Source organism: Actinoplanes siamensis, assembly GCF_016862395.1.
In the GTDB taxonomy this organism is placed as follows: domain Bacteria; phylum Actinomycetota; class Actinomycetes; order Mycobacteriales; family Micromonosporaceae; genus Actinoplanes; species Actinoplanes siamensis.
Genome location: NZ_BOMW01000082.1, coordinates 19,494 through 36,334, shown reverse-complemented (window position 1 = coordinate 36,334; position 16,841 = coordinate 19,494). Strand labels below are relative to the sequence as shown.

Here is a 16,841-nt window from a genome sequence, read left to right as displayed (position 1 = left end):
GGCCGGCCGGTGATGCCGGCCGGCCGTCGGTGCCCGGGGGTCAGAGTCCGGCGAGATCCCGGAGCACCGCAGGCCACTGAGCCGGATCCTCGCCTACGTGGTCGTACAGCCACAGACCCCAGCGCTCCAGGCCGTATCCCACGCAGGCGGACGAGATCGCCCGGCCGTCCATCGTGATGGCGAAGCTGTCCCCGAAGTGCTCGTTGTGGATATTCACCGAAGTGACCGCGACCTCCCGGCCGTCCCGCATCCGCCCCCGGAGCTCCTGTTTGAGATCGAGCCGTGACTGGTATCCGGTCAGGGCGTCACGCTCAACGGTGAAGAACGGGTCCGAGGCGGAGGAGATGGTCGCCGGCAGCCCGAGCTCCTCGGTGAACGCGATGAGCCTGGCCATCACGTCCCGGCAGAGATCGCGGGCGCCGGATTGGTGTCCGAGATAAATGATCTCCCGCATGTTGAAGGACCAGAGCCGGGTGGCGCCCTCCTGGATCAGCTCGTGCCGGGCGCAAGCCTGCCGGGCGGTCGCCAGCACCGGCTCAGGGAGCGCTCGGTCGGCATGCGCGGCGAATAGGTGCATGCACACCGTCGGCGACAGGGTCACCGGTGCGGTGGTGAGCTCGGTCGAGCGGGCATCGCGACCCTCCGCGGCGGCGAAACGGTCGAGCGCGCCGAGGTCGCCCTGCACCACCGAACAGGCGGTCAGATGCTGCGGGAAGGTACGTGCATAACCGGCACGTTCGATGGTCTCCCAGGACACCAGGTGGGGTACGCCGTACTCGGCGGCGCCGAGCTCCGCAGCCGTCCGCCGGGCATATTCGTCCACCGCCCCGGCGAGGCGCGCCATCACCGGTCCGAGGACGATCAGGCCCTGGCCTGTCGTCCGGACGTCGGCCGCTTCGCTCGCCCCGGAAGCTGGAACGGCCGGTCGGTCGTAGAGGATCCGGGGCGGCCGTGTCGGCGTGAGCAGGGCACGGCGCAGGGCCTCGGACAGCCGGTCCTCGATCTCCTCGGCCGGCATGCCATGGCCGGGCACGAAGGTGACGACGGGGCCGCCCTCGTCATGACATGTCCATTCCTGGACACCTGGAACGCAGTACGGCAGCAACTCCTGGAACGCCTTACCGGCCTGCGCGGACAGTTCGGTGTGGCTACGCCACACTCGGGCCTCGGCCGGCGATCTCACCACGGACTGCATCGGTGGTCACCTCCTTCTCGTGTGTTCTCGGGTAACGGCGAACAGCCGCGCACAGTGCTCGCGCGCCAGCGCGGCCTCCTCGCCGAGGAAAGCGTCGATGTCTTTCAGCCCGGTGCCGAAGGCAGTGTCATCGCCGGCCTCCACGTCCGCGGCAAGCACGCGCAGCGCGTCGGCCAGCTCGGCCCGGGCGGCCCTGCCGTACCCGTTCAGGGTCTGGATCTCCTGGTAGACCGCCGGCTCGCCACCGATGATCCGGGCCAGCAGGGCCATGAGCGTCGCGTACGGCGGTGTCGCGAGGGCCCCCAGCCGTCCGGCATCCACGCCGAGCCGGCTCACCGCCCGGCCGAAGGCGAGCAGGCTCGCGTGGGTCGCGACCTGGACTGCCGCCATCGCCCGGTCGTGCTCGTCGGCGTCGGTCACGATCACCCGCGTACCGGTGGCCCGCAGCAGGTCGAGCACTGTGCCGACGCCTTCGCCCGGCCGATGAACGACCGCGGCGAGATTGCGCCCGGAAGGAGACAGATCCGGGGCGAACAGCGGGTTGATGCCGAGAGCCGATCCCCGGACGTGCGTTCTCACGGCCGCCGCCAGGTGCTGCTTGACCGAAGCGGTCTCGACGAGCACGGCGTCGGGCGCCAGGTGCGGGCTGAGTGCGGTGATCGCCGGGACGGCAATCCTCTCGTGCAAGGCAACGACCACGCAATCGGCGTGGGTGAGCGCCGCCAGTAGGGCGGCCGAAGGTGTGGTCACGTCGCCGGGCAGGCATGCGTCCGGAGCCACATCGGCCACCTGAACAGTGGCACCGGCGGCCTGCAGCAGTCGCTTCATCATGCTGCCGACCGCACCGGCACCGCCGAGCACGACCGCCCGGCGCAGGTCACCCATGGTTGTCCTCCAGCGCGGCGAGCATGGTGATCGACTTGACCGAGGTCTCGGCGAATTCGTCCTCGGCATCGGAAAGCGCGACGATCGCCCCACCGACGCCGAAGCTCGTCCGGCCGCCGGCGACGACCATCGTCCGGATGACGATGCTCAGGTCGGCCGCGCCGCTGAGACCGAACCAGCCCAGCGCGCCGCAGTAGACGCCGCGCGGCCCGGATTCCAGGTCGTCGATGATCTCCATCGTCCGGATTTTCGGAGCGCCGGTGATCGACCCGCCGGGGAACGACGCCTGGACACAGCTGACCGCCGACTCCTCCGCGCGCAGCCTGCCGCGGATCGTCGAGACCAGTTGGTGCGCGGCCGGGAATGTCTCCACGTCGAACAGCAGCGGAACGTGTACCGACCCGAGTTCGCAGACGCGGTTCAGGTCGTTGCGCAGCAGGTCGACGATCATCAGGTTCTCGGCGAGGTCCTTCTCCGACTTCAGCAGATTCGCGCGCAGTCGCTCGTCCTCGGCCGGAGTGACACCGCGGGCCCGCGTGCCCTTGATCGGTTTGGTCTCCACCACGCCCGCCGCGGTGATCGAGAGGAAGCGTTCCGGCGACGCGCTGAGCACGGCCGGGTCGCCGAAGTTGAGCAAGGCTCCGTACGGCACCGGGCTGATCGCCCGCAGCCGCTGGTACGCCGGCAGCGGGGCGACGGCGCGATCGGCGGTGACCGAGTTTGTAAGGCAGATCTCGTACGACTCGCCCTGGCGAATCTTGTCCTGACACTCCGCGATCAGCTTCTGATACTGCTCGTTGTTGTGCCGCAGTTGCACGCCCCGATGGTCGATCAGGGCGTCGGCCGGCGCCGGCATCCGTTCCGCGGCGTGTTTTCGCATGATCGGCAGTGACCGCAGCACTTCCTCGGTCCGCGACAGCCATTCCTCGGCCGCGGTACGCTCCCCAGCCGACGTCAGACACAGCAGGTACGCATGCCCGGCCTGGTGGTCGAGGGCCAACATGCGATCGGCGAACACCAGCGCGGCGTCCGGGACGTCGGCCTGATGCGCGGCTCGCCCACCCGTCTCGGCCTTGAGCTCGTACCCGAGATAACCGACATAGCCGAGGTTGAACTCGAAGGGCAGTCCGTCGGGAACCGGGAGTTGCCGGGCCCGCACCTGTTCGTCGAGATATGCGAAGAGCGGCCGGCGAATCTCGGTAGTCTGCGTGTCGGCCCGGATCGTGACGATTCCTGTGTTCACCCGGTACTCGATGTACTCGGCGAGCGGGCCGCTGTCGTCGCCCATGAATGAGAAGCGCGCATCGGGCCGGGCCTCCGGGCCGCTGTCAAGCCAGAATGCATGATGCCCGTGGTCGAAAAGCGTCCGATAGACGGTCAGCGGGTCGGGTGCCACGTCGACCCGGCGTACCAGGATTTCAGTGGCGGCGGCCGGGACCTGCTCGGCACGGGGCTCGACGGACGCAGCGGGGGGCGCGGACACGGCCGGGAGCACGGACGCGTGGTTGTGGCCCCGGGCCAGATCGTAGAAGTTGGCCAGTAGTTGTCGTCCGTGCTCGGTGCAGATCGATTCGGGGTGGAACTGGACGCCCCAGGCCGGTCGTTGCCGGTGCCGCAGGCCCATCACCACGCCGTCGTCGGTCCAGGCGGTCGCCACCAGTTCCGGAAGTAGGTCGCGTACCGCGAGGGAGTGGTATCGCACGACGCGGAACGGTGACGGCAAACCGGCGAAGATATCGGTGCCATCGTGCCGGACCAGGGACGTACGGCCATGCATCGGCTCCGGTGCGTATCCGACCTGGCCGCCGAAGACCGCCGCGATGCCCTGATGGCCCAGGCACACTCCCAGCGTGGGCAGGCCGCTCTCCAGAATCGCGCGGCGGCAGATGCCGAAATCCGCGTCCCGCAGAGGGTTGCCGGGACCCGGTGAGATCACCAGATTGTCGTACGCGGACCAGTCGATCGTCGACCAGGGAGTGTCATTGGTGACCACTGTGGGCGGTCGGCCGCCGACCTCGCCGAGAAGCTGGTAGAGGTTGTACGTGAATGAGTCGTAATTGTCGATGAGTAGGGTGCGCATGCTGCCCGGCCTCTCTGGCAGTTCGATTGCCGACGTCACGAGCGCGGTGCGCCGGTCTCCGCCATCAGTTGATCCTCGAGGCGGCAGGCCTCGGCGATGATGAGGTCGTACAACTGGCGCAGGAAGTCGGGATCCAGGCCGTGTGCGGCGGCGTATGCCGCGGCGCCCTCCCGGACGGCGCTGACCCGGTCCGGCTGCATGACGGAAATGTCGTTCTCCTGCTTGTAGCGACCGATGCGGACGCATTGATGAAGCCGGCGGCGGAGCACGTCGCGCAGTTCCGCGTCGAGCTCGTCGAGCTCCACTCGGAGCTGGGCCAGATCAGGTGCGCCGGTCATGAGTGATTCACCATGTAGTCCCACCTATCCCGGCATCAACCGACGCCGTACAACGGACTGCGGCTCCGGAGCAGAGCAGCTTCCCCACCACCTGATAAATGTTCTGTGATACGTGCCGTGTGACGCCTGGCGGCTTGTGCCGCGATAATCAGGCGCGCGATTTCGAGTGCGTGATCCGACTTGGCTGGTGCGACCTTTAGCGCCATTTTCAGGCTTCGCCGACGATGCCACGGCGCCGTAAGAATAGCGATCCGAGGTTGGGCTGGACGGGGCCGATCGATGCCCTGTCTCGCCGGCGGGACGAAGCGGCGAGGGGTGAGGTGACGATATCGACCGGGGTTCGCGTCGCCGGCCTGCAGTTCAGGTGGCCGGACGCTGGATCAGCAGCGCTATGCGAATCAGGATTCCGTACGGTCGATTGGGTACCGGGAACGTCGCCATTACCGCACCTTCCAGCGCGTTTCCCGTACCACTGTGGAACATCGTCTCGCCGGCGAGACAGAACCAATGGAACCGGGGAGAGTGCTCGTTCTCGACCGGCCGAATGTCAATGGTGGTTGCCGTAGGTTGGCCATCGATCTGACGCGGCGGAGAGGAACCCACGTGGAATCGATGACTCCGGAAAGGCTGGCCCTGATCGAGGCCCGACTTCGCGGTCGGCGGCCCGCTGCCGGTCAACAGCCGGAGGTTGCCACCGAGCGGTCCGCGGTCGCGCGGCCCGACCGGGGTCGGGTGCCGCTGTCGAGCGCCCAGCATCGCCTGTGGTTCCTGCACCGGCTCGACCCGGACTCGCCCGCGTACAACCTGGACTATCTGTGGCGCGTCGACGGTGAGCTGGACGTGACGGCGTTCAGCCGGGCGGTCGACGGGGTCGTCCGTCGTCATGCCGTGCTGCGTACCAACTTCCGCGATGAGGACGGCGAGCCGTACCAGGTGGTCGGCGAGACCGGACCGGAACTGGTGGTCGACGACTGGTCCGACCGGTCCCTGGCCGACGCCGAAACGGAGGCACTGGCACTGCTGGACCGCGAGGTGCTGCTGCCGTACGACCTGGGAAAGGACCCGCTGGTCCGGCTCCGTCTGCTTCGGCTCGGCCCGGACCGGCACCTGTTCCTCATCCTGTTCCACCACATCGTCGTCGACGGCTGGTCGATGGACGTCTTCTGGCGTGAGCTGGGTTCGCTCTACGCCGCGTTCCGTACCGGGGCGGCCGAACCGCCGGTGCCGTCTGCCATGCATTACGCCGACTACGCGACCGCGCAGGCCGCCTGGCTGGCCACGCCCGATGCCGACGAGCAGCGGCAGTTCTGGAAGCGGGCGCTGTCCGGTGCGCCCGCCACGCTGGACCTGCCCACGGACGCCCCGCGACCGCCGGTCCCGAGTGGTCGCGGCAACCGCCTCGACTTTATCGTGCCCGCCGAGGTGACAGCGCGGTTGCGGGACATCGGCCGCCGGTACAACGCCAGCCTTTTCATGGTGACGCAGACCGCGTTCGACGTGCTGCTGTCGTACTACACCGGCCGCACGGACATCGTCACCGGATCGCCGATCGCCGGACGGACCCGGCCGGAGATCGAGAACATGATGGGCCTGTGCGCGAACGAGATTCCGCTGCGTCTGCGGTGGACCGGCGACCCGAGCTTCGGGGCGCTGCTGGGCCGGCTGCGCGATGTCGCGCTGGACGCGTACGGCCACCAGGACCTTCCGTTTGACCAGATGGTCCGCTCCCTCGTCACGCATCGCGATCTCAGTCGGAACCCGATCTTCCAGGTGCTGTTCCAGGGCGGCCGCGAGGACCAAACGCCGGAAATGCCTGGCCTGCGCCTGCAGCAGGTGCGCGGCGAGGCGAACACGCTCGGCTTCGACATGGAGATGCGGCTGCAGACCGACGGGGCGGAACTGGCCGGTTCCGTCCGGTACAGCACCGACCTGTTCGCGGAATGGTCCATGCGGTCATTCGTCGAAAACTTCGCGCAGCTCCTGGCCGTGATCTCGGAGAATCCCGAACGGATGCTGTCGGACCTGCGTCCACGGTCGGCGATTGGGGCGCACGAGACGGTTGTCGGCCAGCCGGCCGTGCCGCGGCTGCTCGCGCGGATCGCGGAGCAGCAAGGCACCGACCCGGCAGTGCTCGATGATTGGACCCGGATCGGATTCGAAGAACTGCAGACGCGCGTCGAACGGGTCGCTGCCGGACTGTCAGCCCGGCATGCGGGTCCGGGCCGTACCGTCGCCGTCGCGCTCCCGTTCGGGTCAGATCAGCTGATCGCCGTGCTGGCGGCGCTCAACACCGGGGCCGATTGCCTGGTAGCCGAGCCGGACGAGCACGGCGCTTTCGAATCGCCCGCCGAGCGGACCGCCATCGACCTGGTGATCTCCTCGGAGCTGTGCCGGGAAGACCTGGCCGAGGCCGGTTGGACGACCGTGCCGGTCCTGATCGACGACCTGCGAACCGCGACGCCGACCGCGCTGCCGGCTCCCGGCCGGACCGGTGATCTGCTTGTCGCCGTAGCCGGTCGGTGGGTGGCGTTGAACCCGTCCGCGTTATCCACCGCCGTGCACGCCGGGACGTCGGGGTGTCGTCTGGTGCGCGCGCTCGGCGAACTGGCGGCCGGGCGTAGCGTCGACGTGACCCGCTCCGAGCAGCCCGCTGTCGCGGCGCCTCTGGCGGACCTGGGCCCGGTGGCGACCTGGCTCACCGTGGACGCCGCCGACCGGGTGCAGCCCGTGCCGGGCGTCGATGCCGTCGTGCTCGGACCGGACCTGCGCCCGGTGCCTGTCGGCATGCCGGGCGATCTTTACCTGGCCGGTGCCGGAGCCGCGTACCCGGGACAGCCCGGCGAGACCGCCGTGACCTGGGTGGCGGCACCGGTCGGACCGCCCGGTAACCGGATGGTCGGTACCGGTCTGCGCGCCCGGTGGCGGCCGGACCGGACAGTCGACGTGCTGCCCCGGGTGGGCGGCGACGGTCCTCGGGTGGTGTCCGGCCTTCAGACGGCGTTGTCGGAGCTGGACGAGGTCGCGTGGGCGACGGCGATCCAGTTCCTCGGCGATGAGCAGCCGATCGCCTATGTCGTGCTGCGGACCGACGAGGTGACCGAACCGGATCGCGAGCAGGCGGTCCAGCAGTGGGGCGACGTCTTCGACGCCACCTACCGAGGTGCGGAACGCGCGGCTCCGGAAGCCGACTTCGCCGGTTGGCGCAGCAGTTACTCGGGCGAGCGCATCGCCGAGGCGGAGATGCGTGAGTGGCGCGACGGCATCGTTGACGTGATCCTGGCCCAGCGTCCGGGGCGGGTGCTGGAGATCGGTGTCGGTACCGGTCTGTTGCTGTCCCGGGTCGCATCGGCCGCCGATACGTACTGGGGTACGGATGTGTCCGGCGCGGCGGTCGAACGACTGCGCGCCGAGCTGGGCGACACCGGCGACCGGATCCAGCTGCGGCATCAGGCGGCCCACGACATCAGTGGCCTTCCCCCGGGTCACTTCGACACCGTCGTCATCAACTCGGTGGTCCAGTACTTCCCGGACACCGACTACCTGGTCGGCGTTCTCGACTCGGTCCGGACGCTGGTGGCGCCACACGGCCGGCTCATCCTCGGCGATCTCCGGAACCTTCACCTGCTCCGGCATTTCCACGCCGAACTGAAACCGGCAGGCGTGACGGGCGCCGAACTCGACCTCGCCGTCGCCCAAGAGGAGGAACTGCTCGTCGAGCCCGGGTTCCTCGCCGGCTACCTGGCCGATCGGCCCGACGAGGTGGCGGTGGACGTCCGGATCAAGCGGGCCCGGCACCTCAACGAGATGAGCCGGTACCGCTTCGACGTGGTGCTGCACTTCGCACCCGAGCGGGTCTACCCGGTCGCGGCCGCACCGGAGATCAGCTGGGGTACGGACGTTGAATCGGTCGCGGAGATCGGGGCACTGATCGCCGGCGATCGGCCGGCCTGTCTGCGGGTGACGGGCATCCCGAACGAACGCATCCGGCAGGCCGCCGACCGGCTCCGCGAAGCCGGCGAGGACGGCTTGCCGCCCGGACCGGAGCTCTCCGCGCTGCTCGCCCTCGGCGACGACGGCACGGGGTACGAGGCGGTGCCGACCTGGTGCGCCGACGATCCCGAGCGGATCGACCTGGTCCTGGTGGACCGGGACCAGCTCGGTGACGCGACGCTCGACGGCACCTACCGAGGCATGCCCGGGGGACCCGGCACCAATCAGCCGTACGTCCGCCCGTCGACCAGTGGAATCCTCGTCACCATCCGGAAGCGCCTCGCCGAGCGCCTGTCCGCCGGCCGCCTGCCCGCCGAGATCGTGCTGCTGCACCGGCCCCCGTACACCGCGGACGGCATTCTCGACTTCACTGCCCTGCCGCGCCCGGAGCCGGCGGACGCCGACAACGGCCCGCGCGACCATTGGGAGCACACGGTCCGCGACGTCTTCGCCGAGGTGCTCGGCCGGACCCGGGTCGAACGGCACGAGAACTTCTTCGAGATCGGCGGCCATTCGCTGCTCGCGGTCCGGCTGATGAGCAGGATCCGCGCCACGCTCGGCGTGGAGCTCTCGATGGAGGCGCTGTTCCGGGCTCCGACCGTCGCCAAGCTCACCGCCCTGGCCCGGGCCGCCGCCCCCGCAACGGCCCGAGCCGTCGTCCCGCGCGCGGCCGACCGAGAGAACGTGCCGCTGTCGCCCGCGCAGCGCGGCGTGTGGCTGGTCCAGCAGATGGAGGGACCGAGCCCGGCCTACAACATGCCGCTCGCGCTGTATTTGGACGGCGATCTCGACGTGGCGGCGCTGCACGCGGCGCTCGGTGACCTGGTGCGCCGGCACGAGGCGCTGCGGACCAGATTCCGCGAGACCGCCGACGATCCGCTGACCGACATCGTGCCGGCCGACCAGGTGGCGCTCGTCATGCCGCTGGCACGCGTGGACGAGCATGACCTCACCCAAACGCTGACCGAGGCCGCCCGGCACGTGTTCGACCTGACCGCCGAGATCCCCGTGCACGCGACGCTGTTCACCACCGGTCCCCGAGCACATGTGCTGCTGCTCAACATCCATCACGTGGCTGCGGACGGGCGATCACTCCAGCTCATCGGCAGGGATCTGGGGACCGCTTACGCCGCCCGGCAGGCCGGGCACGAGCCGGGCTGGCCGCCGGCCGCTCTCCAGTACGCCGACTATGTGCTGTGGCACCGGGAACGGCTGGGCGCGGAGGACGACCCCGAGTCGTTGTTCTCGCGACAGCTGGCGCACTGGCAGAACGTGCTCGCCGAGCTTCCCGCCGAGCTGCCGCTGCCGGTGGACCGGCCACGTCCGGCACGTCCGACCCACCAGGGCGCGTCCTTCTACACCAGCCTGGATCGCTCGACGCACGCCGAGATTATCAGGTTCGCCGCATCCGCGGACGCGACCGTCTTCATGGTCGTGCAGGCCGCGCTGGCGGCCCTGCTGTTCCGGTTGGGGGCGGGCGACGACATTCCGATCAGCACGGCGGTGGACGGCCGGTCCGAGCCCGAGCTCGAGGACGTCGTCGGCTTCTTCGTCAATACGCTCGTCCTGCGTACCGATGTCAGCGGTGACCCGTCGTACCGGGAGCTGGTGGATCGGGTGCGCCGGACCGACATGCTGGCGCTGGCGCACCAGGACCTGCCGTTCGGCCGTCTCGTGCAATGGCTGAACCCGATCCGCGATGTACGACGTTCGCCTCTCGCCCAGGTCGGGCTGAACTTCGAGTCGAACGCCCTCGGTCAGATCGACCTGCCCGGCCTGACCGTGCGCGTCGACGACAAGACCGACCTCGGGCGCTCCAAGATGGATCTCACCTTCTACCTGCGGGAGAGCCGGACGCCGGATGGGCGACCCACCGGAATCACCATCGGCGTCGACTATGCGACCGACCTCTTTGACGCGGTGAGCATCGAACGGCTGGCGGCGCAACTTGTGCAGACGCTTCAGTCCGGGCTCGCCCAGCCGGACCGGCCGGTCGGCGACCTGGAGGTGCTCGACGCCCGGACCCGTCGCAAGCTGCTGGCCGACGGGAACGACTCGCCGTCCTTGGTGCCACCCGTCGTGTTCCCCGTCCTCTTCGAGGCGCAGGCGCGCCGGTCACCGCACGCGATCGCGCTGGAGAGCGCCACCGGCGACATGTCCTACGCGGAGCTGAACGAGCGTGCCAACCGGCTCGCCCGGTGCCTGGTCGGCGCGGGCCTCGGCGCCGAGGATGTGATCGCGGTGGCCCTGCCCCGGTCCGTCGATTTCGTGGTGGCGATCCTGGGCATCATGAAGGCGGGCGCGGCCTACCTTCCGGTTGACCCGGACTACCCGGCTGACCGGGTCCGTTTCATGCTCTCCGACAGCGGCGCGGCCCGATTGCTGACCACAGCCGAGGCGGCCGCGCGGCTACCGAAGGCTGGGCCGGCACGGTTGCAACTGGTGGGTGGCGGCGAGTCGGTGGTGTTCCATGACGGCACCGGAGCCGCCCGTGCGGTGTCCCTGGCCGGCTTCGCCGCCGGTGACCTGGACGATGCCGACCGGCGGGCGCCACTACTGCCGGACCATCTGGCGTACGCCATCTACACCTCGGGTTCGACCGGCCGCCCGTCCCGCGTCGCGGTGACGCACGCGGGCATCGCCGGTTTGGCCGCGACGCAGATCCCGGGGTACGGGAGTGGCCCGGGCGCCCGGCTTCTGCAGTTCGCCTCGCCCAGCTTCGACGCCGCGTTCTCCGAGCTCTCCACGGCGTTGCTGTCCGGGGCCACCGTGGTGCTGGCCGACCCCGACGAGATGGTCCCCGGACCGACGCTGACCGATCTGCTCCGGCGGCGACGGGTGTCGCACGTCATGCTGCCGCCCTCCGCACTGGCCGTGATGGAGCCGGAGCAGGTCTCCGCCGACACGACGATCGTGGCGGCGGGGGAAGCACTGCCGGGAGCCACCGCGCGACGATGGTCGGCACGGTTACGCCTAGTCAACGCGTACGGCCCGACGGAGTCGACGGTCTGCGCCACGATCAGCCGGGAACCGTTCCCGGATGACGGGCCGCCGACTATCGGCAGGCCGCTGGTCAACATCTCCGCGTACGTCCTGGATGCCCGCCTCGGTCTGGTGCCGCCCGGCGTCGTGGGGGAGCTGTACCTCAGCGGCCCCGGCCTCGCTCGCGGCTACGGCGACCAGCCCCGGCTCACCGCCCAGCGATTCGTGGCGAACCCGTTCCGGACCGACGGCTCACGCATGTACCGCACCGGTGACCTGGCGCGGCGGGACAACCACGGCAATCTGTACTTCGCCGGCCGCGCCGATCACCAAGTGAAGGTTCGTGGCTATCGCATCGAGCTCGGTGAGATCGAACGGCTGCTGAGCAGGGATTCCACGGTCGCGCAGGCGGTTGCGGTGGCCACCGGTGCGGACTTGACCGGCACCGACGACCAATTGGTCGCCTACGTCGTGCCGGTGTCGGGTGCGGCACCGAATCTGGAAGTCATGCGCCGGCGGCTGGCCGAAACCCTGCCGCCCTACGCGGTCCCGGCACAGATCGTGCTGCTCGATTCGTTCCCGCTGACGCCGAACGGCAAGGTGGACCGGTCCGCCCTGGTGCGGCCGTCGGAAACCGCCGCCGACGCCGGCGACCGGGCGGCCACCCCGGCCGAAGAGCTCCTGCGCGGGCTCTTCGCCGAGGTGCTCGGTCTCGAGCGGATCGGCGTGCACGACGACTTTTTCGCCGCCGGCGGGCATTCGCTGCGCGCGGTCCGGCTGATCAGCAAGGTGCGTCAGGTATTCCACAGCGAGATCTCGGTGCGGGAACTGTTCGAGGCGCCGACACCGGCCCGGCTGGCCCGCCGGCTGGAGACCGCCGGTCCTGAGCGGCCCCCGGTGGTCGCGGGCCGGCGGCCCGAGTCGCTGCCGTTGTCGTACGCCCAGTTGCGGCTCTGGTTCCTCGACCAGTTCGAGGGCTCGGCGACCACCTACAACATGCCGGTCGCCTACCGGCTCACCGGACAGCTCGACCGGGCGGCGCTGACCACGGCGCTGAACGACGTGGTCGCGCGCCACGAAAGTCTGCGTACCGTTTTCCGAACGGTCGACGGCCGGCCGGTGCAGGTGGTGCTGCCGCCGGGGCCTGTGCCGCTGGAGCTTCGGGAGGTGACCGAGCGGAACCTCGCCGCGGCGACGGAGGAAGCGGTCGGCCACCGGTTCGATCTGTCCGCCGAAATCCCGCTGCGGGTGTCGCTGTTCCGGATCTCCCCGTGGGAGCACGTCCTGGTTCTGCTCTTCCACCACATCGCCGGGGACGGGGAGTCGGTCCGGCGTTTCCACGACGACCTGAACATCGCCTACCGGGCCCGGCGCCATGGCCGGGCGCCGGACTGGGCGCCGCTGCCGGTGCAGTACGCCGACTACGCGTTGTGGCAGCGGAATCTGCTGGGCGACGCCGGCGATCCGGACAGTCTCCTGGCACAGCAACTGGCCTTCTGGCGGTCGGCACTGGACGGTGCTCCCGCCGAGCTGTCCTACCCGACGGATCGGCTGCGCCCGGTCGTCGCGACCTACCGTGGCGCCGCCGTGCACCAGGACCTGCCCGACGAGTTGCACCGGGCGCTGCTCCGGGTGGCGCGGGCGACCGGGACCACTATGTCGATGGTCATGCACGCCGCGCTGGCTGCCCTGCTGAGCCGGCTCGGGGCGGGCACCGACCTGCCGATCGGCACGCCGACCGCCGGCCGGCTCGACGAGGGCCTCGACCCGCTGATCGGCTTCTTCGTCAACACCCTGGTACTGCGCATCGACGTTGCCGGCGACCCGAGCTTCACCGAACTGCTGGGCCGGGTGCGTGAGACGAGTCTGGCCGCATACGGCAATCAGGACGTGCCGTTCGAGCGGATCGTCGAGGAGCTGAACCCACCGCGCACGCTGAACCGTCAGCCGCTGTTCCAGGTTCTGATGCAGGTGCTGATCGGCAGCGACGCAGAGGCCGCGTTGGACCTGCCCGACGTGGCTACCGCCGACCTGCCGGTGACCCACCAGATGGAGAAGTTCGATCTTTCCTTCGCGGTCCACGTCCGGATGACCGACGAGGGGGAACCCGGCCCGCTCCGGGTGTGGGCGCGCTACGCCCTGGACCTGTTCGAGGACAGCACCGTCCGGACCATGCTTGACCGGCTGGCCGCGTTGCTCACATCCGTCGCCGCTGACCCGCACGCACCGGTCAGCACTCTGGAGATCTTCACCGAGGGCGAACGGGATCGGCTGCGGACCGACTGGAACGACACCGCTGCGCCGATCGCCCGGCCGGGTACGGTGGTGCAGCTCTTCGAGGAACAGGTCGAAATGCGACCGGACGCCACCGCACTGGTGTGCCCGGACGCCGTCCGGCTGACGTACCGTGAGCTGGACGACCGCTCCAACCGGCTGGCGCACGATTTGATCGCCCGCGGGATCGGCCCGGAGTCCGTGGTCGGGTTCTGCCTGCCCCGCGGGGCCGAGACGGTCACCGCGATCCTGGCGGTCTGGAAAGCCGGCGCTGCCTACGTGCCGATCGATCCGGCCTACCCTGCCGATCGAATCACCTTCATCCTCCAGGACAGCCGTGCGGCCGCCCTGATCCGTAGCCACGACCTGGCCGCGGACCTGGCCGTGATCGGCATGGAGGAAATCGTGCTCGACGCGGACGTGACGGTCGTGCCCCCGGGCGGTGGTCCCGGCCGGCCGGCGGTACGGGTCGCGCCAGCGAACCTGGCCTACATCATCTACACGTCCGGCTCGACCGGCCGCCCCAAGGGTGTCGCCGTGACACATGCCTCGGTGGCGAACTACGTCGCGTTCGTTCCGGATCGGATGGCGCTCGGCAGGGCCGGCGGCCGGTATGCATTGCTGCAAGCCCAGTACACCGACCTGGGCAACACCATCCTGTTCAGCAGCCTGGCCACCGGCGGTGAGCTGCACGTGCTCCCGGCCGACGAGGTGACGGACCCGGCCGCGGTGGCTGCTTACCTCGCCACTCACGACATCGACTATCTGAAGGCCGTACCGTCGCATCTGGTCGCCCTGACCGGCCCGGACATGCGCGTGGTCCTGCCGAATCGGTCGGTGGTCCTGGGCGGCGAGGCCGTTCCGTCGGCCTGGCTGGCCGACCTGCTCGCCGTGGCCGGCGACCGGACTGTGTACAACCACTACGGACCCACCGAGGCGACGATCGGGTGCGTAACCGAGCACCTGACCGATGACCTGATCCGCGACGGTGTGGTGCCGCTGGGCACGCCCGCGCCCAATACCCGCATCTACATCCTGGACGAGTGGCTTCGGCCCGTGCCGACAGGCGTGGTCGGCGAACTTTACGTGGCCGGTGACGGCCTGGCCCGTGGCTATATGAGCCGACCCGGGATGACCGCGGAGCGGTTCGTGGCCTGCCCGTTCGAGACCAGCCGCCGGATGTACCGCACCGGTGACTGCGCGCACTGGCGTGGCGACGGTCGCATCGTGTTCGACGGTCGTGTCGACGACCAGGTGAAGGTGCGCGGGTTCCGGATCGAGCCGGGTGAGGTGCAGGCAGCTCTGGTGAGCCACCCGGCGGTCGCGCAGGCGGCGGTGGTGGTCCGCGAGGGGGGTACCGGCGCGCGACTGGTGGGCTACGCCGTGCCGGCCCAGCCGGATCTGAGCGCCGAGGCGATCCGTGATCACCTCAGTCGGACCCTGCCGCAGCACATGATCCCGGCGGCTGTCGTCCTGCTGGACGCATTGCCCCTGACCTCGAACGGGAAACTGAATCGCCGTCTGCTGCCGGAACCCGAGATCGCCGTGTCCGGTGGCCGGGCGCCGGCGAACGACCGGGAACGCCTCCTGTGCGAGATGTTCGCCGAAGTTCTCGGCCTGCCAGTGGTCGGCCCCGACGACAACTTCTTCGCCCTGGGCGGCCACTCACTGCTCGCGGTCGAACTGATCAGCCGGGTCCGCTCGGAGTTCGGCGGCGAGATGCCGGTCCGGACGGTGTTCGAGGCACCGACCGCCGTGCTGATGGCGGCGTCGCTGCGGCGGAACCAACCGGACGGCGCGATGGCTCCGATGCTCGCGTTGCGTGCCAGCGGCACTCTGCCACCGCTGTTCTGCGTGCACCCGGCGATCGGATTGAGCTGGTGCTACACCGGCCTGCTCCGGTACCTGGACCCGGACCAGCCGGTGTACGGGCTGCAGGCGCGCGGATTCACCGACCCGGGCGGGCCGCGCAGCTTCGACGAGATGGCGGACGACTATCTCGCCGAGATCCGCGCTGTCCAGCCGCACGGGCCGTACTCGCTGCTCGGCTGGTCGTTCGGTGGCCTGATGGCGCACGCCCTCGCGGTACGACTGCGGGAGGTGGGGGAGGATGTCGAGTTCGTCGGGATCCTCGATGGTTTCCCCTCGGTCTCCGGCGTCGACCGGTATGAGCTGGCGTACGACGATCCGGATGTCCGGCCGGCGATCGCCGCATCGATCGGCCGTGACCCCGCGGACCCCAGAAGCCTGCTCGCCGAGCTGAGCCCGGATGCCGGTGACCGGCTCAACCGGGTCTTCGTCGACCTGCACAACCTCCGGGGCACCTTCACCTCGGGGATCTTCGACGGCTCGGTGGTGCAGTTCGTCGCGTCCCGGGACCACGAGAACCGCGGCGAGAATGACCTGTGGCGTCGCTACGTCACCGGCGCGGTCGAAGTTCACGAGATCGACTCCACTCATGGCGGGATGACCGATCCCGTTCCGATGGCCGTGATCGGCCCGATCGTCGCCGGGCATCTCGCGCGGCGGTCATCGCGACGGAAGGCGACCTAGGTATGGCTTTCGACACCGCCATGAGCCGATCCGCGCGCCATCTCCTGCACCGGTGGTACGGCGTCGCTGAATGGCCTGACGGCGCTGCGGACCGCGTGATCGATCAGGCCGAGCATCCGGCTGCGGCAGAGGGCACCGGACATCAGACCGCAGCAGAGGAAGAGGAAATCGTGTCTCCCGACACCAACATGGAGCGATCCGCGGACGACCTTGTGCGCCTGCTGTACGCCATCGTCGACGAGGAACGCTGGACCGAGCTCGGCGAGGTCTTCGCCGAGGACTGCGTGATCGACCGAGCCGAGCAGCAGTTGGTCGGGCTGGACCGGATCCGGGACTACTACCTGCACGAGCGGCGCTTCGGGCAGACCAGCCACCGTCCCGAACGGATTGTCGGCGATCGGGACGCGATCGCCTGCTGGGGGTCGTTCTCGGCGGTCGGCAGGGCGGGTGAGCTGATCGAGGAGAGGTTCGCCGACACGTTCCTCGTCCGGGACCTCAAAGTCGTACGGCGCGCGACCTACCTGTTTCCCAAGCCGCGCTGACC

At 69.6% G+C, this 16,841-nt stretch carries 6 protein-coding genes; 2 read left to right on the top strand and 4 right to left on the bottom strand.

Annotated features, from left to right (window positions below; genetic code table 11):
- Positions 1–40: 40 nt before the first annotated feature.
- Genes Asi03nite_RS34280 through Asi03nite_RS34265 form a run of 4 tightly spaced genes read right to left on the bottom strand, consistent with a single transcriptional unit; the run spans position 41 to position 4,498 of the window.
- Positions 41–1,195: a class-II aminoacyl-tRNA synthetase family protein gene (locus Asi03nite_RS34280; protein ID WP_203684671.1), complete on the bottom strand. Its 1,155-nt coding sequence runs from the start codon at positions 1,193–1,195 to the stop codon at positions 41–43.
- A 6-nt stretch (positions 1,196–1,201) separates the two neighbouring features.
- Complete coding sequence (locus Asi03nite_RS34275; protein WP_203684670.1) at positions 1,202–2,080, bottom strand: prephenate dehydrogenase dimerization domain-containing protein; 879 nt, start codon at positions 2,078–2,080, stop codon at positions 1,202–1,204.
- Positions 2,073–4,160 carry an aminodeoxychorismate synthase component I gene (gene pabB / locus Asi03nite_RS34270; protein WP_203684669.1) on the bottom strand — a complete coding sequence of 696 codons (2,088 nt, stop codon included), beginning with the start codon at positions 4,158–4,160 and terminating at the stop codon, positions 2,073–2,075. The genes Asi03nite_RS34275 and pabB overlap by 8 nt, the downstream gene beginning before the upstream one ends.
- 35 nt (positions 4,161–4,195) lie before the next feature.
- Positions 4,196–4,498 (bottom strand): chorismate mutase, encoded by a 303-nt coding sequence (locus tag Asi03nite_RS34265; protein ID WP_203684668.1) that lies wholly within the window; start codon positions 4,496–4,498, stop codon positions 4,196–4,198.
- A gap of 612 nt (positions 4,499–5,110) precedes the next feature.
- Here Asi03nite_RS34265 and Asi03nite_RS34260 point away from each other — a divergent pair.
- The gene (locus tag Asi03nite_RS34260; RefSeq protein WP_239103132.1) at positions 5,111–16,297 is read left to right on the top strand and encodes a non-ribosomal peptide synthetase; all 11,187 of its coding nucleotides are present in this window, start codon (positions 5,111–5,113) and stop codon (positions 16,295–16,297) included.
- Positions 16,298–16,299: 2 nt separating this feature from the next.
- Positions 16,300–16,839 (top strand): nuclear transport factor 2 family protein, encoded by a 540-nt coding sequence (locus Asi03nite_RS34255; RefSeq protein WP_203684666.1) that lies wholly within the window; start codon positions 16,300–16,302, stop codon positions 16,837–16,839.
- Positions 16,840–16,841: the final 2 nt, after the last annotated feature.

What these genes read in the sequence shown, in the direction of transcription:
- Asi03nite_RS34275 (WP_203684670.1), bottom strand. Translation starts at nt 2,080, where the DNA reads ATGGGTGACCTGCGCCGGGCGGTCGTGCTCGGCGGTGCCGGTGCGGTC.
- Asi03nite_RS34280 (WP_203684671.1), bottom strand. Translation starts at nt 1,195, where the DNA reads ATGCAGTCCGTGGTGAGATCGCCGGCCGAGGCCCGAGTGTGGCGTAGC.
- Asi03nite_RS34265 (WP_203684668.1), bottom strand. Translation starts at nt 4,498, where the DNA reads ATGACCGGCGCACCTGATCTGGCCCAGCTCCGAGTGGAGCTCGACGAG.
- Asi03nite_RS34255 (WP_203684666.1), top strand. Translation starts at nt 16,300, where the DNA reads ATGGCTTTCGACACCGCCATGAGCCGATCCGCGCGCCATCTCCTGCAC.
- Asi03nite_RS34260 (WP_239103132.1), top strand. Translation starts at nt 5,111, where the DNA reads ATGACTCCGGAAAGGCTGGCCCTGATCGAGGCCCGACTTCGCGGTCGG.
- pabB (WP_203684669.1), bottom strand. Translation starts at nt 4,160, where the DNA reads ATGCGCACCCTACTCATCGACAATTACGACTCATTCACGTACAACCTC.